Source organism: Streptomyces winkii, from assembly GCF_032248595.1.
GTDB classification, from domain to species: domain Bacteria; phylum Actinomycetota; class Actinomycetes; order Streptomycetales; family Streptomycetaceae; genus Streptomyces; species Streptomyces winkii.
The window spans coordinates 535,698-555,788 of sequence record NZ_JASTTH010000002.1 but is presented as its reverse complement, the minus strand read 5'-3'; the positions used below and the strand labels follow the sequence as shown (position 1 = coordinate 555,788).

The window sequence follows — 20,091 nt, the reverse complement described above, 5'->3', positions numbered from 1 at the left end:
GTGTCCGCAGGCCACCGCACCCCCGTACGCGGCGGGCCCGTACCGTACGCTTCGCCAACATGACTGACCGCACCCTGGACCTGGACGACTTCTCCGATCTCATCGAGCGCCCGCACGGGGCGCTGCGCCGGGACGCCGAGGAGCGGCGGGCGCGGACCGGCCTGCCGCCCGAAGCGCTGGGCAGGCTCGACGAGTTGGGCGAGTGGCTGACGGCGGCTCAGGGCCGGCTGCCGGTCCGGCCGTTGCGGCAGCCGCGTCTGGTGGTCTTCGCGGGCGATCACGGTGTGGCTTCGCTGGACGTCTCCTCCCGTCCCGCCGGCACCGCGCACGCGCTCGTACGGGAGACGCTGGACGGCGTCTCTCCGGCAGCGATCCTCGCCCGCCGCCTCGAAGTCCCGGTCAGGGTGGTCGACATGGGGCTCGACTGCGATCCGTCCCAGTTCCCGGACGAGGTGAGCCGGCACCGGGTGCGCCGCTCCTCGGGCCGCCTCGACATCGAGGACACGCTGACGGCCGAGGAGGCGGAGGCCGCCTTCCGGGCCGGGATGGCCGTCGCGGACGAGGAGGCGGACGCGGGCACGGACCTCGTGGTGCTCGGGGATCTGTCCGTCGGCGGCACGACGGCGGCCGGGACGCTGATCGCGGCGCTCTGCGGCACGGACGCCTCCGTCGTCACCGGCAGGGGCGGCGCGGAGATCGACGACCTCACGTGGATGCGCAAGTGCGCGGCGATCAGGGACGGTCTGCGGCGCGCCCGGCCCGTGCTGGGCGACCAGTTGGAGCTTCTGGCCGCGGTCGCGGGTGCCGACCTCACGGCGATGACCGGCTTCCTCCTCCAGTCCGCGGTACGGCGCACGCCGGTGGTACTGGACGGCGTCGTCTCCGCGGCGTGCGCGCTCGTCGCACAGCGGGTCGCGTTCCGTGCGCCGGACTGGTGGGTGGCGGGACACGCGGGCAGCGAGCCCGCGCAGGCGAAGGCGCTCGACCGCATGGCGCTCGACCCGCTGCTGGAGCAGCGCGTCGAGGTCGGCGGCGGAACCGGCGCGCTGCTGGCCCTGCCGCTGGTGCAGGCGGCGGCCGAACTCGCGGCGGAGCTGCCCGTACGGGAGGACGAGGCCGCGGAGGAGAAGGACGACGGGGAGGCGGACGGGGGCGGCGACGGCACGGCGGGCTCCCCGGCGGTCGACGCGACGTAGGCGACGTACGCGACATAGGCCTCCGGCCCTTCACCGAGCGTGCGGGTTGGGCCGTCGGTATCGCGCCGGACTCGAGGCGTCGTGGTCGACCGCCGTCTCGGCGGGCCCCATGGGCGGAATCCGGCGGAAGGCGCCGGGCGTGCACGAGCGGTGCCGTTGCGGACGGTGAGGCGCTAGCCTGCGCCTCGATGAACGCCACTCCACCGGACGGACCCGAAGAGGCCGGCGGACCGGACGCCTCCGGTCAGACCGCCGGCGGCTCCGGCGAGCCCGGAGCGACCGGGCAGGCCGCGGACCCCGGACAGGGCGTGGTACCGGAACAGGCCGCGGACTCCGGGCAGTTCGCGGAGCCCAGCGGGGCCGCGCCCGACGACAGGTCCCACTCCGGCGAAGGGTCCGTACACGCCGCCTCCGCCGAGGACGGCGAACTCGGGGACCCGGACCCGGGACCAGACCCGGACCCGGATGGGAACGGAGACCAGGACCAGGACCGGGATCGTGACCGCACCGGCCAGGACTCCGGCGGCCCGCAGGCCGCAGGCGCGGACGAAGCGCCGACCGCCACGACCGCAAAGGCCGACGGGGCCGCCGGGGCCGCCGTCTCCGCCGAGGACGGCATCCGCTTCGCCCTCGGCACGCTCACCGTCCTGCCGGTCCACGTCCCGCGCTGGGACCGCGATTCCGCGCGACGCGGCATGGAGTGGGCGCCGTTCGCGGGTCTGCTCGTGGGGCTGGCGGCCGCGGCCGCGGGCCTGCTGGCGCTGCTGCTCGGCACCTCGTCGCTCGTCGCCGCCGTCGTCTCGGTGGCGGTTCCGGCCGTGCTCACGCGCGGACTTCATCTGGACGGGCTCGCGGACGTCGCCGACGGCCTGGGCAGCGCCAAGCCCGCCGAGGGCGCGCTGCGCGTCATGAAGCGTTCGGACATCGGCCCGTTCGGGGTGCTCACGCTCGTCTTCGTACTGCTGGCGCAGGTCGCCGTCGTCAACGAGCTGTACGGCCAAGGGGGTTGGCCGCACGGCGCGCTCGCCGTCATCGTCTCCGCCGTCACGGCGCGCACCGCGCTCACCCTCGCAGCTCGTTCGGGTGTTCCTGCCGCACGCACCGACGGGCTGGGTTCTCTCGTCGCGGGCACGGTTCCCGTACGTACGTCGGTGGCGGTCGGCGCGGGCGTCGCGGTGGCGAGCGCGGTCGCCGGAGCGGTCGTCGGCTGGTGGAACCCGCTCTTCGGCGCCGTCTCGTACCTCTTCGCCGTGATCCTCGGACTCGCCGCCGCGGAGCTGCTGTTGCGTCACTGCCGGCGCCGGTTCGGCGGCGTCACCGGCGACGTGTTCGGTGCGCTCGCGGAGTGCGCGGCCACCGTGGCGCTCGTCGTGCTCGCGTTCGGCTGACCGCTCCCACGGCCGACCCACGGCCGACCCACGGCCGACCCACGACCGTCCCACGCGGCGCCGGTCCTGGGCCGGCCGACCGCGCCGCCGCCGTGCTCCGGGGCGTCAGCACCGGCCACAGCGCCGGGGGTTGGTGGCGCTGCGTGAGCGTATGGTCTCCCGCATACGACGTATTGCGCGGGCATACGATGCCCGATGTGCCGGAACCCCTTCACCTGTATCCGGCGATCCGCTGTTCCGGCGTCCGAAAAGGAAGAAGGTCCCTCTCACCGTGTCTGCTCTGACTCTCAGCACCTCGTCCGCCACGACTCAGCGCGCGGACGTCGTCGTGATCGGCGTCGCCAAGGGCGCCAAGGGCCCCGTGGTCGCCCTCGGCGGCGAAGCCGTGGACAAGGCGTACGGCGGGAAGCTCGCCGCGACCCTCGACGCGCTCGGCGCAGGCGGCAGCGAGGGCGAGACCACCAAGCTCCCGGCGCCGTCCGCCGGGGTCAAGGCGCCGGTGGTGCTGGCCGTGGGTCTGGGCGAGGCACCCGGGAAGCACGAGTCCTACGACCTGGAGACGCTGCGCCGCGCCGCGGGCACGGCGGCCCGTGCGCTGGCGGGCACGAAGAAGGCCGCGTTCGCGCTGCCCGTCGAGGACGCGACCTCGGTGGCGGCGGTGGCGGAGGGCGCACTGCTCGGCGCGTACGCCTTCACGTCCTACCGCAGTTCCGGCGACGGCGGCGCCAACGGCCGGAAGGGCGGCGCCGGAAGGGCCGCCGGCAGGAACGAGAAGAAGGACAAGGACGGCGCGAGCGCCCCGCTCGCCGAGATCACCGTCGTCGGCGCGAAGCCGCGGGACAAGGCGCACAAGGCCGCGGCGGAGCGCGCCGAGGTGCTCGCCGCCGAGGTCGCGCGCGCACGCGACCTCATCAACACCCCGTCCAACGACCTGACTCCGGCCGTCTTCGCCGACCGCGCGCGGGACGTCGCGAAGCAGCACAGCCTGGACATCGAGGTGCTGGACGAGGGTTCGCTCGCCAAGGGCGGGTACGGCGGCATCCTCGGCGTCGGCAAGGGCTCCGGCAACCCGCCCCGGCTGGTGCGGATCTCGCACACCCACCCCAAGGCGAAGAAGTCGCTCGCGCTCGTGGGCAAGGGCATCACGTACGACTCGGGCGGCATCTCGCTCAAGCCCGTCGGCCACAACGAGACGATGAAGTGCGACATGAGCGGCGCCGCCGCCGTCCTTTCCGCCGTCGTCTCCGCGGCCCGGCTCGGCCTGCGCGTCAACGTGACGGGCTGGCTGGCTCTCGCCGAGAACATGCCCTCCGGCACGGCCACTCGTCCGGGTGACGTGCTCAGCATGTACAGCGGCAAGACGGTGGAGGTCCTCAACACAGACGCCGAGGGGCGGCTGGTGCTCGCGGACGCGCTGACGCGTGCGTGCGAGGAGTCGCCCGACGCCGTCGTCGACGTGGCCACCCTCACCGGCGCGATGGTGCTGGCCCTGGGCAACCGCACGTTCGGAGTGCTCAGCAACGACGACGACTTCCGCAGCACCGTGCACGAACTGGCCGAGGACGCGGGCGAGGCGTCCTGGCCGATGCCGATGCCGACGCATCTGCGCAAGGGCATGGAGTCGCCGGTCGCCGACATCTCCAACATCGGCGAGCGGCCGGGCGGCGGTCTCGTGGCGGGCCTGTTCCTCAAGGAGTTCGTCGACGAGAACGTGCTCTGGGCCCATCTCGACATCGCGGGCCCGGCGTTCAACGACTCGGGCCCGTTCGGCTACACGCCCAAGGGCGGCACGGGCTCCGGGGTGCGCACCCTGGTGCGTCTCGCCGAGCGCGCGGCGGCGGGCGAGCTTCCCTGAGCCCGCCGGCTCGCGTGGGCCGGAGCCGCCGGGCTCCGGACCGGCGTGAGCAGCGTCACACTTTCCGTCCCTGATGAGGAGTACGACGGGCGGTCGCCCAGCGGTAAGGCCGAGTTCGCCGACAGCGATCGTGGCCGTACCGCTGGGTACACGGCCCCGCGTCCCGCTGTCCGCCGACAAGTGCGAAGATGGGTGCCCGGCAGGACAGGGCCCCGGCACGGCTTCACCAAGCCGAGTCCAGGGCCGAGCAGAACAGCGGCCGCAATACAGCCGCCCGGTCTGAAGGAGACCGGCTCCGGCGTACCCATGCATGGAGGACGTGACGTGGCGAACGACGCCAGCACCGTTTTCGACCTAGTGATCCTCGGAGGCGGTAGCGGCGGCTATGCCGCTGCCCTGCGCGGGGCGCAGCTGGGTCTGGACGTCGCACTGATCGAGAAGGACAAGCTGGGCGGCACCTGTCTGCACCGGGGCTGCATCCCCACCAAGGCCCTGCTGCACGCGGGCGAACTGGCCGACCAGGCGCGCGAGGGCGCGAAGTTCGGCGTGAAGAGCACCTTCGACGGCATCGACATGGCCGGGGTGCACAAGTACAAGGACGGCGTGGTCTCCGGGCTGTACAAGGGCCTCCAGGGGCTCGTCGCCTCCCGCAAGATCACCTATGTCGAGGGCGAGGGGCGGCTCTCCTCCCCCACGTCCGTCGACGTCAACGGCCAGCGCTACGAGGGGCGTCACATCCTCCTGGCGACGGGCTCGGTGCCCAAGACGCTGCCCGGCCTGGAGATCGACGGCAACCGCATCATCTCGTCCGACCACGGCCTGCTTCTCGACCGGGTTCCCGAGTCCGCCGTCATCCTGGGCGGCGGCGTCATCGGCGTCGAATTCGCCTCCGCCTGGAAGTCGTTCGGCACGGACGTGACGATCGTGGAGGGCCTGCCCCACCTGGTCCCGGCCGAGGACGAGAACAGCTCGAAGCTGCTGGAGCGCGCCTTCCGCAAGCGCGGCATCGCCTTCTCCCTCGGCTCGTTCTTCGAGAAGGCCGAGTACACGAACGACGGTGTGAAGGTCAGCCTCGCCAACGGCAAGGAGTACGAGGCGGAGGTGCTGCTCGTCGCGATCGGCCGCGGCCCGGTCTCGCAGGGCCTGGGCTACGAGGAGGCCGGGGTCGCCATGGACCGCGGCTTCGTCCTCGCCGACGAGTACTGCCGTACGAACGTGGAGACGATCTCCGCGGTGGGCGACCTCATCCCGACGCTGCAACTCGCGCACGTCGGCTTCGCCGAGGGCATCCTCGTCGCGGAGCGGCTGGCCGGGCTGAACCCGGTCCCGGTGGACTACGACGGCGTTCCGCGCGTGACGTACTGCCACCCGGAGGTCGCCTCCGTCGGCGTCACGGAGGAGCAGGCCAAGGAGGTCTACGGCGCGGACAAGGTCGTCACCCTCAAGTACAACCTCGCCGGAAACGGCAGGAGCAAGATCCTCAACACCACGGGCGAGATCAAGCTGGTCCAGGTCCGAGATGGTGCCGTGGTGGGCGTCCACATGGTCGGTGACCGGATGGGCGAGCAGGTGGGCGAGGCTCAGCTCATCTACAACTGGGAGGCGCTGCCGGCCGAGGTCGCGCAGCTCATCCACGCACACCCGACGCAGAGCGAGGCACTCGGCGAGGCCCACCTGGCCCTCGCCGGCAAGCCGCTGCACTCCCACGACTAGCCGTCTTCCCTGTGGGTCCCCCTGGGGGTCCTCCTGGCGGCACCTCCCGGCGAAGCCAGGGGGACCGGCCGGGCGGAGAAGCCAAGGGGAAGAGACCGCAGGGGAAGAGTCCGGGCGCTACCCGCATCCGCACCATTCCGTTAGGAGCAACCGAAACCATGGCGGTTTCCGTAACCCTGCCGGCGCTCGGCGAGAGCGTCACCGAGGGCACCGTCACCCGCTGGCTGAAAGCCGAGGGTGAGCAAGTGGAGGCCGACGAGCCGCTGCTCGAGGTCTCCACCGACAAGGTCGACACCGAGATCCCCGCGCCCGCCGCCGGGACGCTCTCCTCCATCAAGGTCGCCGAGGACGAGACAGTGGAGGTCGGCGCCGAGCTGGCCGTCATCGAGGACACGGCGGGGGGCGGCGCCCAGGCACCCGCCGAGGCCGCGGCACCGGCCGCCCAGCCGGAGCCCGAGCCCGCGCCCGCCCAGGAGGCACCGCAGCCGGAGCCCGCAGCCGCTCCCGCGGGCGGAGGCGGCGGCTCGGCCGAGGGCACGGACGTCGTGCTTCCCGCACTGGGCGAGTCCGTCACCGAGGGCACCGTCACGCGCTGGCTCAAGCAGGTCGGCGAGGACGTCCAGGCGGACGAGCCGCTGCTCGAGGTCTCCACGGACAAGGTCGACACCGAGATCCCCGCACCGGCCGCCGGCACGCTGCTGGAGATCGTCGTGGGTGAGGACGAGACCGCCGAGGTCGGCGCGAAGCTCGCCGTCATCGGGGCGGCGGGGGCGGCTCCCGCGGCCGCGGCCGCGCCGGCGCCGGCCCAGCCCGAGGCTCAGCCCGCGCCTGCGCCCGAGCCCCAGCCCGCACCGGCCGCGCCGTCTCCCGCGCCGCAGGCGCAGGCCGCCCCGGCCCCTGCCCCGGCTCCCGCTCCGGCGGCGCCGAAGCCCGCACCGGCTCCGGCTCCCACTCCGGTTCCGGCCGCGCCCGCCGCACCGGCGACCCCGGCCACGACCGAGGCCGACGGCGCGTACGTCACCCCGCTCGTCCGCAAGCTCGCCAACGAGCAGGGCGTGGACCTGAGTACGGTCAAGGGCACGGGCGTGGGCGGCCGCATCCGCAAGCAGGACGTCACCGCCGCGGCGGAGGCGGCCAGGGCCGCGGCGACCGCCCAGGCTCCCGCGGCCGCAGGTGCGACGGCCCCCAAGTCGCCCAAGCTGGAGCCCTCTCCGCTGCGCGGCCAGACGGTGAAGATGCCGCGTATCCGCAAGGTGATCGCGGAGAACATGATGAAGGCGCTGCACAACCAGGCGCAGTTGTCGACGGTGGTCGAGGTCGACGTCACGCGCGTGATGCGACTGCGGGCCCGCGCGAAGGACTCCTTCGCGGCGCGCGAGGGCGTCAAGCTCTCGCCGATGCCGTTCTTCGTCCAGGCCGCGGCGGAGGCGCTCAAGGCGCACCCGTCCGTCAACGCACGGCTCAACGACGACGGCACGATCACGTACCACGACGTCGAGAACATCGGCATCGCGGTGGACTCCGAGAAGGGCCTGATGGTCCCGGTCATCAAGGAGGCCGGGAACCTCAACCTCGCGGGCATCGCCCGCAAGACGGCCGACCTGGCGAAGAAGGTCCGCGAGGGCGGCCTGGGCCCGGACGACATGTCGGGCGGCACGTTCACCATCAGCAACACCGGTTCGCGCGGTGCGCTGTTCGACACCGTCATCGTGAACTACCCCCAGGTCGCGGAGCTCGGCATCGGCGCGACGGTCCGCCGTCCGATGGTCGTCGAGCACCCTGAGCTGGGCGAGACGATCGCCATCCGCGACATGGTCTACCTGACGCTCTCCTACGACCACCAGCTGGTCGACGGGGCGGACGCCGCCCGCTACCTCGGCGACGTCAAGGCCCGCCTGGAAGCAGGGGAGTTCGAGGGCGAGCTGGGCCTGTGACGGCCCACGGCTGAGCCGCCGGACGGCCACGCGGCGGCCCCGCACGGACAGCTCCGGCTGCTCCGTGCGGGGCCGCCGTCGCGGCAGCGGACCGAACCCCGCGGCGGCGCGCGGACCTCTGCGCGTACGATCGGAGCCCGGCAGAGACACCGGAGAACTCCGCATGCTGCGCATCCACTTCACCGGTACCGACCTCGCGCGCACGCACATCGCCGAGGGCCCCGATCCGCTCTGGGAGACGGTCTTCAGCCTGCACATGCTGCGCGCCCGTTACGGCCGTCTGCCGTTCGCGGAGTGGCGGCGCGAGGCGAGGGCCGAACTGCGCCGCCACGCATGCGCGGACGACGTGCGCCAGCTGCTGCCGCTCGTGCCCGACGCCAGCTACTTCCCCGACTTCCTCACGCCGCCCGAGGGCCTGCTGGGTCTGGAGGAGGGGGTCGAGGCCGTCGTCGCCACTCCGCGCGAGCGCATCTCGTACGAACTGGGCATCCTGCACGAGCGCGTGGGCGCGCCGAGCTGGGCGCAGGACCTCACCGACCGCTCCCCGCACACCCGCCGGCGCCTCGGGGAGATGATCTCCGGCTACCACGAGCGGGCGCTGACCCCGTACTGGCCCGCGATCCGGCGTCGTGCCGCGGCGGACCGTGCGGTGCGCGTCCGGGCCCTGCACACGGGCGGAGTGGGCGGCGCGCAGGGCCTGTTGGCGAGCTTCCGTCCCGCGATGCGCTGGCGTCCGCCCGTACTGGAGATACCCACGCACCCGGTGGACCGCGAACTGCACCTGGCGGGGCGCGGACTGCTGCTGGTGCCGTCCCAGTTCCTCTGGCACCGTCCGGTGCCGCTGGCCGATCCCGAACTCCCGCCCACGCTCCTGTATCCGCTCGACCGCGATCCGCGGTGGATGTCCGCCGGTTCGTACGGCACGGGGGAACCGGCCGCCTCGGGTGACGCGCTCGCCCGGCTGCTGGGCGGCACGCGGGCCGCGGTGCTGCGGGCGACGGCGACCGTGCCGAACACCACCGAACTCGCGCGGCGCGCGGGCATCTCACCCTCCGCGGCCAGCCAGCACGCGGCGGTGCTGCGCGACGCGGGCCTCATCGTCAGCCACCGGCACGCCAACAGCGTCTTCCACCAGCTCAGTCCGGCGGGCGGCGCGCTGCTGCGACGGCGGACCGAAGGCGACGCGGACCGCTGACCGCGCGCGGGCGGCAGAGCCCCCGCCTGCGGTTGCGGAGCAGGCGGGGCGCCCTTCGGGCGGCCGCGGGCCGGAGTTGCTTGCCGTTCCCGGCCGACGGCCGCCCCGGCAACAGGGACGGCCGGATCGCGGTCCCTGGCCGTCCTGCTGCCTCCCCCGGTAAACAGGACGGAGGTACGCCCTGTACGCGAAGGACTCTGACCGAGGAGCCCCCGCTGCGGCCAGCGTGATGAAGCCGAGGACACAACACGCAGGTCAGGACGGTGAGTTGGGGCGCCCGGCGCCCTTCGCCGATGCCCGGCCGATGCCCGGAGGCGGCGTTGTCAGTGCCGGATGCGAGCATGCCGTTCCAATGGAGGAGGCAGGATCATGTCCGATTCCCTGGAACGGTTCCGCTGGCTGGACGCCGACGAGAACGAGTGCCCGCTGGGCGGGATCTTCAGCGTGTCCTTCTTCCGCGGCCTCGACCCCGGCGAGGTGCTGCGCCGCTTCGGCGCCGTGTCTCCCAGGAGGCGGCGGCGGATGAGCTTCGGTGAACTCCGCGACAGGGTCGCGGGGTTCCTCTCGGAGAGCGACGGCGGAGACGGAGGGGGCTACGTCGCCGTCCGCAAGGAGGGCGAGTGGAGTGTGGCGCTGGAACTGTGGGGCTGGGAGGCCACGCTGCCCGACGTGACGGACGGGCTCTCGCTCGGCTGCGAGATGGTCGCCGTCACGCGCCACGACTACGCGGAGCACAGCTTCGTCCACGCGGTCGACGGGAACATCGTCACGGGCTTCAACCCGCACGTCCCGAGCTACCGGCACGGCAGCGACCCGGACGGGCTGAACTCCCTGATACGGGAGATCGGCTTCGATCCGGAGCACGAGGAGATGTGCCTCGACGAGCCCATGGCGATGACGTTCGCGCTGGCGGCCGGGATCACGGGTGTGCCGTTCACGCCCGGCACGCTGGAGCGGCCGATGCTCGTCGGCGATGTGAGGGACGTCTGGGACGTGAGGGACGTGTGGGCCGCGACGGCCTGAGCCGGGCAACGCCCCCGGAGGCCGGGCGCAGCCGGCCCGTACCGGCGGAGGTGCTCCTCATCGGTGGCCGCGCCGGGGCCGGCAAGTCGGCCGTGGGGTGGGAGGTTTCGGCGCAGCTGCGTGCGGCAGACGTCGCACACGCCATCGTCGAGGGCGACTTCATGGGGCAGGTCCATCCCGCGCCGGAGGGCGACCCGGACCGTACGGGCATCGTCGAGCGCAACCTCACCGCGCTGTGGGCCAACTACGCGGAGCTCGGATACAGCCGCCTGATCTACACCAACACCCTCAGCGTCATGCCCGAGACGGAGCCCGTCTTCCGGCGCGCGATGGGCGAGGACGTACGGATCGTCCGCGTCCTGCTGACCGCGTCCGACGGCACGGCCCGCGAGCGGCTCACGGAGCGCGAGCGCGGCTCGGAGCTGGCGGACGGGCTGCGCAGCAGCATCCGCAAGGCGCGGCTGCTGGACGAGCAGGCGCCCGCGGACACGGTGCGGGTGCGGACCGACGGCCGGTCCGTGGTGGACATAGCCCGCGAGGTGGTGGCCGCCACCGGCTGGGCCGGGTAGCGGCGCCCGCGGCGGGGACCTCGATCGCGGCTTCGCCGGGCTGTCACCGCCCTCGGGACGCGGCCGTAACCTGCGGGGCCGTATCGTCGGAGTCACCGTCCCCGAGCGGTCCGAGCCCCCGACCAAGGATGCCGCGCCTGTGACTTCACCTTCCTCCCCGACACCCTCCCCGGCCCCTTCCCGGGCCCCCTCCAGGCCTGCCGCCCCGGCCCCCTCCCCGTCGCGGCCGCCGCTGGCCCACTCGCTGCGCGAGCAGATCCGCGAGCACATCGTGGACGGCATCGTTAGCGGCCGCTGGAAGCCCGGGGAGCGGATCGTGGAGCGGCGGATCGCCGTGGAGCTGGAGGTCAGCCAGACGCCGGTGCGGGAGGCGCTGCGGGAGCTGGAGGCGCTGCGGCTGATCGAGTCGGCGACGAACAAGGGCGTACGGGTACGGGAGTTGTCGGCGGCGGACCTGGAGGAGATCTACCCGGTGCGCGCCGGGCTGGAGCAGATCGCGGCGGAGCTGGCCGCACCGCGGCTGGCGGGCGACGCGTCGGCGCTGCGGCCGCACGTGGCGGCGCTGTACGAGGCGGACCGCGCGGGCGACGGCGAGGCGCAGGTGCGGCACACGGTCGCCTTCCACCGGGAGCTGGTGCGGGCCTCGGGCAACAGCGTGCTGCTGCACACCTGGGAGTCGCTGGGCATCGAGGTCTGGACGGCCCTGTCGATCCGCTGGCTGGGCACGGTCCAGCAGTCGTACGCGGAGGAGCACGAGGCGGTCATGGAGGCCTTCGGCCGCCGCGATCCCCGCATCGCCGAACTGGTCAAGGCCCACGTCCTGGGCTGCGCGCCCGCCCCCCGCAGCGACGGCGGAGCCGGGGCCGCGGCCGGAGCCTGAGCCCCGGCCACCTAGCGCACGTAGCTCTTCAGGATCTCCGTATCCAGCTCGATGCCGACAGGCTCGGGGACCTTCACCTTCTCACCGAAGCGAGAGGTGTGGACGTCCCGGTAGCGAGCCCCTTCCCGGTCCGGTCCGCTGTGCACGATGACCGTGCAGGAGTCGCGATCGATCAGCAGATAGACCGGGATTCCCGCGGCCGCATAGGCCGACGGCTTCTCGAAGGGGTCCCGGCGGTCTGTGTCCTCGTCATAGGAGGTCACCTCCACCACCATCAGGACGCCGCTCGGATCCGCCCATTCCCCCTGGCCGGCCAAGTGAGCCACCGGAGCAAGAACACCGTCGGCCCGGGCGCGGCCCTTGCGGTACGGCCCGACCTTCAGGCCCTGTTCCGGGTGCAGGTCCAGATCGGGCCGGGCCTGGATGCACTGCCGGATCAACCACATAGTGATCGTCGCGTGGTCCCCGTCCGGCATACGCTTGACCCCGATCCGTCCGTCGATGAACTCCAACATGACGGTCTCGGGTGCTTTGGAGGCGATCTCCTCGAACTCCTCGACCTGCATCTGAGACGTGTGCTCGGCCATAACCGTCATGGTGTACCCCCTTTCAGGCGGAGGCCAGTATCAGCGGGAACGGAACGGGCCGGTGCCCCGTCCCGAAGGGATCACTCAGGCGAGTGACCGCTCTCGTCGGCCGCGAGCGGCTGTGTGATTCACGTGAGCGGCAGGACGTCCAGTACGTCGTCGGCGAGGCGGGCCGCGACCGGCTCGTAGGTGCGGGCCAGCGTGCGGAAGCAGGTCTCCGCCCTGATCGCGGGCCAGTCCGGCGGCAGTTGTTCCGCCGGAAGGTGCGGGTCCTGGCGGACGAGCCCGAGCCAGTCGGTGTGCAGCATCAGTTGCCGGGCCAGGTCGTCGGGCGCGGACGGCAGCGGGGACCGGGGCGCGGTGTCCCAGCGGCGGAGGAAGTCCCGGTATCCGTCGGCGATTCCGGACGTGTCGAAGGCCTTGCGTACGAGGTCGGCGGCCTCGGTCGGCTTGAACGCCTGTGCCTTCAGCACGGTGACGTGCTTCTCCAGGCCGAGCGGCGCGAGGATCGCGGCGGCGTCCTTCTCGCCCGGCGCTATCCACAGTCCGCTCTGCAGCGGTCCGAAGCCTTCCCATATGAGCCGTGAGCGCAGGTCGTGCCGCTCGCGGCGGCGGCTGTCGGGCAGGGAGAAGCCGACGAGTGTCCAGGTGCCGTCCCAGTCGCGGTTGACGGCGCCTTTCTCCCAGATGCGGCGGTGCCCGTCCTGGAGCACCTCCTCGGCGTGCGGGCTGAGGCCGAAGTAGACCTTCCGTCCCCGGCGGTGGCGCACCAACAGCTGCCGCTTGGCCATGCGGGCGAGCGTCGAGCGCACGGCCTCCTCGCCGACGCCGGCGCGGGCGAAGACGTCGATGATGCTGCCGGAGTAGACGCCCGCGCCGCGTCCGAGGACGTGGATGCCGAAGAAGCTGAGCATGAGGGACTGCGGACGGGCCGAGCCTCCGCGGGCCGTCTCCCGGGCCGGGCCATGCTCCTGCTCCTGCTCCTGCTCCTGCTCCTGCTCCCGGTCCCGGTCCCGGTCCCGGTCCCGGTCCCGGTCCGCCGTGTCTACAGGGTCGTCGCTGCTGCGTGTCACGCGGACGAGACTAGCTCCTGGAAGCCAATGTTGTGCACATTATTGACGGACGTCTCAGAACAGCCGTACTTTCCTTGCCGAACGGACGCAGTCACCGTGACGCGATCGTCAAGTCGCAATCAGCAAGTTGCGACCACCGAGCCGCGATCGCCGTGACGCAATCACCGAGAAGGGCACGTGCATGGACCTGTCCGGGAAAGCAGCCGTCGTGACCGGCAGCGGCCGGGGCCTCGGCCTCGCCTACGCGGAGGCGCTGGCCGCCGCGGGAGCGTCCGTCGTGGTCAACGACGTCGACGCCGCTGCCGCCGAAGCGGCCGTCGAGAAGATCACGCGTGCGGGCGGCCGTGCGGTGTCCGTGGTCGCGGCGGTGGGCGGGACGGCGGCCGCGGACGCACTCGTCGGCAAGGCCGTCGCGGAGTTCGGGCGGCTCGACGTGATGGTCACCAACGCCGGCGTCCTGCGGGACAAGGTGCTGTGGAAGATGTCGGACGAGGACTTCGACGCCGTCGTGGACGTGCATCTGCGCGGCACCTTCACCTGCGCCCGCGCCGCCGCCGTACAGATGCGGGAGCAGGGCGGCGGCGGGCGGCTGATCCTGGTCTCCTCCCCCGCCGGGCAGCGCGGCAACTTCGGGCAGACCAACTACGCGGCAGCCAAGGCGGGCATCGTCGCCATGGCCCGTACATGGGCGATGGAGCTGGCGCGCGCGGGCATCACGGCGAACGCGGTCGTGCCCGTCGCCGCCACGGAGATGACGAAGACGATCCCCGCCTTCGCGCCCGTCATCGAGGAGGCCGAGAGGACCGGGGCCCCGCTGCCCGAATGGCTCCGCAGGGACGAGGGGTTCGGGACGGTGGAGGACGCCGCGCCGCTCGTCGTCTTCCTCGCCTCCGACGCGGCGCGAGACGTGACGGGCCAGGCGATCGGCATCGGCGGCGACCGGCTCGCGCTGTGGTCGCACCCGCAGGAGAAGGCCGCGGCCTACGCCGACGGCGGCTGGAGCGCGGACGCGATCGCCGGCTCATGGGCGTCGGGAATCGGCTCCCGGCCGGAGACGTACGGCATCCCCGCACCCCAGGTACCTCAGGAGCGAGCGTGAGCGGCGCCTACGAACTCACCATCGACAGCGACGCGTTGACGGCCATCGACGTGCACACCCATGCCGAGGTCTCGGCCGGCGGCCACGGCTCGCTCAGCCCCGAACTCTTCGGTGCCTCCGCCGAATACTTCAAGTCGCACACCGAACGGCAGCCCACCATCGACGAGATGGCGGACTACTACCGCGAACGGCAGATGGCCGCCGTGGTCTTCACCGTCGACGCGGAACACGCCACCGGGCACCCCCGCATCTCCAACGAGGAGATCGCCGAGACCTGCGCCCGGCACTCCGACGTCCTGATTCCCTTCGCCAGCGTGGACCCCTGGAAGGGCAGGGCGGGAGTACGGGAGGCGCGCAGGCTCGTCACCGAATACGGCGTGCGGGGCTTCAAGTTCCACCCCAGCATCCAGGGGTTCGCCCCGGACGACCGGATGGCCTACCCGCTCTACGAGGCGATCGAGGAGTCGGGCCTCCCCGCCCTCTTCCACACCGGCCAGACCGGCATCGGCGCCGGCGTCCCGGGCGGCGGCGGAATCCGGCTGAAGTACAGCAACCCGATGCTGATCGACGAAGTCGCCGTGGATTTCCCGGAGTTGCGCATCATCCTCGCCCACCCTTCCTTCCCGTGGCAGGACGAGGCGCTGTCCGTCGCCACGCACAAGCCGTACGTGCACATCGATCTGTCCGGCTGGTCGCCCAAGTACTTCCCGCCCCAACTCGTGCGCTACGCCAACAGCCTGCTCAAGGACAAGGTCCTCTTCGGCTCGGACTACCCGGTCATCACGCCGGACCGCTGGCTCTCCGACTTCGACAAGCTCGAGATCAAGCCCGAAGTCCGCCCCAAGATCCTCAAGGAGAACGCGGCACGGCTGCTCGGGCTCACCAAGCAGGCGCCCGCCGGCACGACCGAAGGAGAGAGCGAGTGACCACCACAGTTCACGGAGTGGAGGAGCTGAAGGCCCTCAGCGGCAGGGACTTGGGCAGCAGCGACTGGCTGGAGATCACACAGGACCGGGTCGGCACGTTCGCCGACGCGACCGACGACCACCAGTGGATCCACGTCGATCCGGCGGCCGCCGCGGCCGGCCCGTTCGGCGGCACCATCGCGCACGGATATCTGACGCTGTCCCTCGTCATCCCGCTCTTCACACAGCTGCTGGAGATCAGCGGCGTCTCGATGAGCGTCAACTACGGGCTGGGCAAGGTGCGTTTCCCCAGCCCCGTACCCGTCGGCAGCAGGATCCGCCTGACGGGCAAGGTCGGCTCCGTGGTGGAGGTGTCCGGAGGCGGGGTCCAGATGGAGCTCGACTTCACCGTCGAGAACGACGGTTCGGACAAGCCCGCGTGTGTGGGCCAGGCCCTCTACCGGCACTACCCCTGAGCCACGGGCTCACGCTCCCCCGCAACTCACCGACACGGGAGGCCAGTCATGGCCGGCACCGCATCAGCACACACCCGATCCCCCGGCGGCGGCACCCAGTTGCGCCGCGCGGTCACCTCCAGCTTCCTCGGCAGCGTGATCGAGTACTACGACTTCCTCCTGTACGCCACGGCCTCCGCCGTCGTCTTCAGCAAGGTCTTCTTCACCGACCTGGACCCGCTGGCCGGCACGGTCGCCAGCTTCGGCACCTTCGCCGCCGGATATCTGGCCCGTCCCCTCGGCGGCGTCGTGTTCGGGCACTTCGGGGACCGGCTCGGCCGCAAGCGCATGCTCGTGATGACGATGACCTTGATGGGCACCGTCAGCTTCCTCATCGGGGTGCTCCCGACGTACGAGCAGGTGGGCAGCTGGGCGGCGGTCATGCTCGTGCTGCTCCGCGTCCTCCAGGGCGTCGCGGTCGGCGGCGAGTGGGGCGGCGCGGTGCTGATGTCCGCCGAGCACGCCACGTCGCGGCGCGGGCTGTGGACGAGCTTCACCAACGCCGGTGCGCCCTCCGGGATGGTCCTGTCCACCGCGGCGCTGACCGGGACCGGTGCCGTCGTCGGCGAGGAGGCCTTCCTGGCCTGGGGATGGCGCATCCCGTTCCTGCTGAGCATCGTGCTGCTGGCCGTCGGCCTGTTCGTACGGCTGCGGGTCGAGGAGACGCCCGTCTTCGCGGCGTCACGCGCGGAGCGCGACGGCGGAGCGCCCCTTCTCCGCGTCCTGCGGCACCATCCGCGCAGCCTGCTGCTCGCCGTCGCGGTCGGGCTCTCGGCGTTCGTCGCGCAGGGGACGCTCACGACGTTCCTCATCGCCTACGGCGTCCAGGGCGGCCACCCCCGGCAGACGGTGCTCAACGCGCTCACCCTCTCCTCCGCGCTCGCCGTTCCCGCGATCGTCGGCTGGTCGGCGCTCTCCGACCGGGTGGGCCGGCGGCCCGTCGTCCTTGCCGGGGCGGCCCTCATGGGCGTCTTCGCCTTCGCCCTCTTCCCGATGGTGGACGCGGGCAGCGCACTGCTGCTGACGACCGCGCTGATTCTGGGGCAGTCCGTGATCCACCCGATGATGTACGGGCCGCTCGCGGCGCTGTACGCCGAGCTGTTCAGCACCCGCAGCCGCTACACCGGCGCCTCGCTGGGCTACCAGCTCGCCGGGCTCGGCGCGGGCCTGGCCCCGCTGCTCTTCGCCGAGATGCAGCGCGCGGCCGGCGGCGGTGGAACCCTCCCGGTCTCCGTGGTCGTCGCCGCCTGCTGCGCGCTGACCGTCGCGGGCGTCCTGCTGCTGTCCGAGACCCGCGACCAGGACCTCGCCGAGAAGTCCCGTCCCCTGGCGAGGAGTTGAGGAATGCAGAACCAGGGCATCGGATCGTGGCCATTGCGCAGGGCCCAACTCTCGCCCGGCCGCACGGCGTTCGTCCACGAGGGCACGCACCTCACCTATGCCGGGGTGTACGAGCGCAGCACCCGGCTGGCGTCACAGCTGCGGGACGCGGGCGTGCAGCCGGGCGACCGGGTCGCCTATCTCGGCCCGAACCACCCGTCTTTCGCCGAGACGATGTTCGCCACGCACATGCTCGGCGGCGTCTTCGTGCCCCTCAACTTCCGTCTGGCGGGCCCCGAACTCGACTACGTCCTGGGCCACTCGGGGGCGTCCGTGCTCGTCGACGCCACCGGCGCGGCCCCGGCGAGGCCCCGTACCGTCGTGGCACTCGACGACTACGACGCATGGCTCGCCGCCGGCGACCCGTCCCGCGTCGACACCCCCGTTTCGCGTGACGACCCCGCCTTCATCCTCTACACCTCGGGGACCACGGGCAGGCCCAAGGGCGCCGTGCTCACACACGCCAACGTCATCTGGAACACCCTCAATCTGATGGTCGGCCTCGACATCGCCTCGGACGAGGTGACGCTGATCAACGCCCCCCTCTTCCACGTCGCCGCGCTCAACCAGACCCTCCTGCCGACGTTCCTCAAGGGCGGCCGCAGCGTGATCATGCCGAAGTGGGACGTCGACGCCTGCTACGACCTCATCGCGGAGCACCGCATCACCTGGATGTTCGGCGTGACGACGATGTTCGCCGCCTTCGCCCAGTCCCCGCGCTGGGCGGGCGCCGACCTCTCGTCGTTGCGCACCCTCATGTCCGGCGGCGCGCCGATTCCCGAGACCCTGATCCGTACGTACCAGGAACGGGGGCTGGTCTTCTGCCAGGGCTACGGGCTCACCGAGACCTCGCCGGGTGCGACGTGGCTCGAAACCGCCGAGAGCGTCGAGCGGGCAGGCTCGGCGGGCCTGCCGGTCTTCTTCGCCGATGTGCGCCTCGTACGGCCCGACTTGACGGACGTCGAACCGGGCGAGAGGGGCGAGGTCCTCATCCAGGGCCCCAACGTCACGCCCGGCTACTGGAACGACCCCGAGGCGACGGCCGCCGCCTTCTCCGAGGGCGGATGGTTCCACTCCGGGGACATCGCGACGCGCGACGAGGACGGTTACGTCACCATCGTCGACCGGGTCAAGGACATGTACATCTCGGGCGGCGAGAACGTCTACCCGGCCGAGATCGAGGCCGTCCTCTTCGAACACCCCGCGGTCGCGGGCTGTGCCGTCGTCGGCGTGCCGCACGAGAAGTGGGGCCAGGTGGGCCGCGCGTTCTTCACCCTCCGCCCCGGCGCGCACACCTCCCCCGACGCCCTGCGCTCGTTCCTCGCCGGCCGCCTCGCGAAGTACAAGATCCCCGCCCACTTCGACGAAGTGGACTCGCTGCCGCGCACGGGCTCGGGAAAGGTGCAGAAGCAGAAGCTGCGCGACCTGCCCCTCCCGTGATCTCCTGTCCGGCGAGTGCCCGGGACGACAAGGAGGTGAGCATGCCCGCACCGGACGTGGCGGCGTTCCGCGAGAAGCTGGGCCTGGAGTCCCTCATCGATGTCCACACCCACTTCATGCCGCAGCGCGTACTGGCCAAGGTATGGGCGTACTTCGACGCGGGCGGCCCGCTCCTCGGGCGGCCCTGGCCGATCGAGTACCGGCACGAGGAGGAGCAACGCCTCCGGCTGCTGCGGGAGTTCGGCGTCAGGGCGTTCACGTCCATGCTGTATCCGCACAAGCCGGGCATGGCGCGTTGGCTCAACGACTGGGCGGCCGACTTCGCCGCCCGCACCCCGGACTGCCTGCACACGGCGACGTTCTTCGCCGAGCCCTCCGCTGCGGACGACGTACGCAGGGCGCTCGACCAGGGCGCCCGGGTCTTCAAGAGCCACCTCCAGGTCGGCGCCTACGACCCCAACGACCCGGCGCTCAAGGAGGTCTGGGGTCTCCTCGCCGAGGCGGACGTGCCCGTCGTGACGCACTGCGGCTCGGGTCCCGCCCCCGGGCCCTTCACCGGGCCCGGGCCGATCGCGACGCTGCTCGCCCGCAATCCTCAACTGCCGTTGATCGTCGCGCACTTGGGCATGCCGGAGTACGAGGACTTCCTCGGCCTCGCCGAACGGTACGAGAAGGTCATGCTGGACACGACCATGGCCTTCACGCCGTTCGTCGAGGCCTCGTCCCCCTTCCCGCGCCGCGCGCTGCCGCGCCTGGCGGCTCTCCAGGACCGCGTCCTGCTCGGCACGGACTTCCCGAACATCCCGTACACGTACGCGGACGCGCTCCAGGCGCTCGACTCGACGGGCCTGGGGCCGGACTGGCTCCGGGCGGTCTGCCACGACAACGCGGCGCGGCTGTTCGGGATTTGAGCGATGCGCGGCCCCCGGGGCGCGGGGCGCGTGCGCTGGGTGGCCTGACCGGGGCGGGGCCTCCGGCGCGGCCGCGTGTCCGTGTCCGCCGGGACGGGGCCTCCGGCGCGGCCGCTCCGGGACGGCATGATTTACGGCCGTCGCCCCTGGAGCAGTCTTCGAACCCTCTGCGGAGCGGGCCGCAAATCACGCTTGAGTGTCCCGTCACAACCGCGCCTCCGGCCCCGCCCCTCCCCCTCGTCGGCGTCTGCGCCCCGTCTCCCCGTCCCTGCCGAAGGACGACAACATACGGAAGCGACCCGTGAAACGACGGCGCGGCAGCCGGGGACGGTGGGAGGGGGTGGGGTCGGAGGGGTGGCCGATCCCCGGACACTCAAGCGTGATTTGCGGCCCACGCAGAGCTCGACGAGTCCGCTCGGTGCGGCGGC

Annotated in this window: 17 protein-coding genes; 15 read left to right on the top strand and 2 right to left on the bottom strand. The window is 72.2% G+C overall.

The window, feature by feature from the left end:
* Positions 1-59 precede the first annotated feature (59 nt).
* The 9 genes from QQM67_RS06715 (at position 60) to QQM67_RS06675 (ending at position 11,753) form a co-directional block, all read left to right on the top strand.
* The gene (locus QQM67_RS06715; protein WP_314172676.1) at positions 60-1,196 is read left to right on the top strand and encodes a nicotinate-nucleotide--dimethylbenzimidazole phosphoribosyltransferase; all 1,137 of its coding nucleotides are present in this window, start codon (positions 60-62) and stop codon (positions 1,194-1,196) included.
* Positions 1,197-1,813: 617 nt separating this feature from the next.
* The gene (gene cobS / locus QQM67_RS06710) at positions 1,814-2,584 is read left to right on the top strand and encodes an adenosylcobinamide-GDP ribazoletransferase (RefSeq protein WP_314173002.1); all 771 of its coding nucleotides are present in this window, start codon (positions 1,814-1,816) and stop codon (positions 2,582-2,584) included.
* Between the two features lie 271 nt (positions 2,585-2,855).
* Positions 2,856-4,439, top strand: a complete 1,584-nt coding sequence (locus QQM67_RS06705; RefSeq protein ID WP_314172675.1) for a leucyl aminopeptidase — start codon at positions 2,856-2,858, stop codon at positions 4,437-4,439.
* A 324-nt stretch (positions 4,440-4,763) separates the two neighbouring features.
* A complete protein-coding gene (gene lpdA / locus QQM67_RS06700; protein ID WP_314172674.1) occupies positions 4,764-6,152 on the top strand; it encodes a dihydrolipoyl dehydrogenase in 1,389 nt (462 codons plus the stop codon).
* A gap of 158 nt (positions 6,153-6,310) precedes the next feature.
* Positions 6,311-8,086 carry a 2-oxoglutarate dehydrogenase, E2 component, dihydrolipoamide succinyltransferase gene (gene sucB, locus QQM67_RS06695; protein WP_314172673.1) on the top strand — a complete coding sequence of 592 codons (1,776 nt, stop codon included), beginning with the start codon at positions 6,311-6,313 and terminating at the stop codon, positions 8,084-8,086.
* 163 nt (positions 8,087-8,249) lie between these two features.
* Entirely contained in the window at positions 8,250-9,281 is a 1,032-nt protein-coding gene (locus QQM67_RS06690; protein ID WP_314172672.1) for an ArsR/SmtB family transcription factor, read from the top strand.
* Positions 9,282-9,650: 369 nt separating this feature from the next.
* Entirely contained in the window at positions 9,651-10,304 is a 654-nt protein-coding gene (locus QQM67_RS06685) for a DUF6461 domain-containing protein (protein ID WP_314172671.1), read from the top strand.
* A 50-nt stretch (positions 10,305-10,354) separates the two neighbouring features.
* Positions 10,355-10,873: an AAA family ATPase gene (locus tag QQM67_RS06680; protein WP_314173001.1), complete on the top strand. Its 519-nt coding sequence runs from the start codon at positions 10,355-10,357 to the stop codon at positions 10,871-10,873.
* Positions 10,874-11,105: 232 nt separating this feature from the next.
* Positions 11,106-11,753: a GntR family transcriptional regulator gene (locus QQM67_RS06675; RefSeq protein WP_314173000.1), complete on the top strand. Its 648-nt coding sequence runs from the start codon at positions 11,106-11,108 to the stop codon at positions 11,751-11,753.
* A gap of 11 nt (positions 11,754-11,764) precedes the next feature.
* On the opposite strand, the gene QQM67_RS06670 is transcribed toward QQM67_RS06675, so the two are convergent.
* A complete protein-coding gene (locus QQM67_RS06670) occupies positions 11,765-12,349 on the bottom strand; it encodes a Uma2 family endonuclease (protein WP_314172670.1) in 585 nt (194 codons plus the stop codon).
* A 119-nt stretch (positions 12,350-12,468) separates the two neighbouring features.
* Positions 12,469-13,413, bottom strand: a complete 945-nt coding sequence (locus tag QQM67_RS06665; protein ID WP_314172669.1) for a PaaX family transcriptional regulator — start codon at positions 13,411-13,413, stop codon at positions 12,469-12,471.
* 181 nt (positions 13,414-13,594) lie between these two features.
* Between QQM67_RS06665 and QQM67_RS06660 the strand changes: the two genes are divergently transcribed.
* From QQM67_RS06660 to QQM67_RS06635, 6 genes are read left to right on the top strand one after another with little or no spacing between them, the layout of a single operon-like run.
* Positions 13,595-14,512 (top strand): SDR family oxidoreductase, encoded by a 918-nt coding sequence (locus QQM67_RS06660; RefSeq protein WP_314172668.1) that lies wholly within the window; start codon positions 13,595-13,597, stop codon positions 14,510-14,512.
* Positions 14,513-14,532: 20 nt separating this feature from the next.
* Positions 14,533-15,438 (top strand): amidohydrolase family protein, encoded by a 906-nt coding sequence (locus QQM67_RS06655; RefSeq protein WP_314172999.1) that lies wholly within the window; start codon positions 14,533-14,535, stop codon positions 15,436-15,438.
* Positions 15,435-15,893: a MaoC family dehydratase gene (locus QQM67_RS06650; RefSeq protein WP_314172667.1), complete on the top strand. Its 459-nt coding sequence runs from the start codon at positions 15,435-15,437 to the stop codon at positions 15,891-15,893. The genes QQM67_RS06655 and QQM67_RS06650 overlap by 4 nt, the downstream gene beginning before the upstream one ends.
* Positions 15,894-15,941: 48 nt before the next feature.
* Entirely contained in the window at positions 15,942-17,273 is a 1,332-nt protein-coding gene (locus tag QQM67_RS06645) for an MFS transporter (RefSeq protein ID WP_314172666.1), read from the top strand.
* 3 nt (positions 17,274-17,276) lie between these two features.
* Positions 17,277-18,752, top strand: coding sequence for an acyl-CoA synthetase (locus QQM67_RS06640; RefSeq protein WP_314172665.1), 1,476 nt, complete (start codon positions 17,277-17,279; stop codon positions 18,750-18,752).
* A 41-nt stretch (positions 18,753-18,793) separates the two neighbouring features.
* The gene (locus tag QQM67_RS06635; RefSeq protein ID WP_314172664.1) at positions 18,794-19,663 is read left to right on the top strand and encodes an amidohydrolase family protein; all 870 of its coding nucleotides are present in this window, start codon (positions 18,794-18,796) and stop codon (positions 19,661-19,663) included.
* Positions 19,664-20,091: the final 428 nt, after the last annotated feature.

What these genes read in the sequence shown, in the direction of transcription:
- QQM67_RS06715 (WP_314172676.1), top strand. Translation starts at nt 60, where the DNA reads ATGACTGACCGCACCCTGGACCTGGACGACTTCTCCGATCTCATCGAG.
- sucB (WP_314172673.1), top strand. Translation starts at nt 6,311, where the DNA reads ATGGCGGTTTCCGTAACCCTGCCGGCGCTCGGCGAGAGCGTCACCGAG.
- QQM67_RS06690 (WP_314172672.1), top strand. Translation starts at nt 8,250, where the DNA reads ATGCTGCGCATCCACTTCACCGGTACCGACCTCGCGCGCACGCACATC.
- QQM67_RS06685 (WP_314172671.1), top strand. Translation starts at nt 9,651, where the DNA reads ATGTCCGATTCCCTGGAACGGTTCCGCTGGCTGGACGCCGACGAGAAC.
- QQM67_RS06670 (WP_314172670.1), bottom strand. Translation starts at nt 12,349, where the DNA reads ATGACGGTTATGGCCGAGCACACGTCTCAGATGCAGGTCGAGGAGTTC.
- QQM67_RS06660 (WP_314172668.1), top strand. Translation starts at nt 13,595, where the DNA reads ATGGACCTGTCCGGGAAAGCAGCCGTCGTGACCGGCAGCGGCCGGGGC.
- QQM67_RS06645 (WP_314172666.1), top strand. Translation starts at nt 15,942, where the DNA reads ATGGCCGGCACCGCATCAGCACACACCCGATCCCCCGGCGGCGGCACC.
- QQM67_RS06640 (WP_314172665.1), top strand. Translation starts at nt 17,277, where the DNA reads ATGCAGAACCAGGGCATCGGATCGTGGCCATTGCGCAGGGCCCAACTC.
- QQM67_RS06635 (WP_314172664.1), top strand. Translation starts at nt 18,794, where the DNA reads ATGCCCGCACCGGACGTGGCGGCGTTCCGCGAGAAGCTGGGCCTGGAG.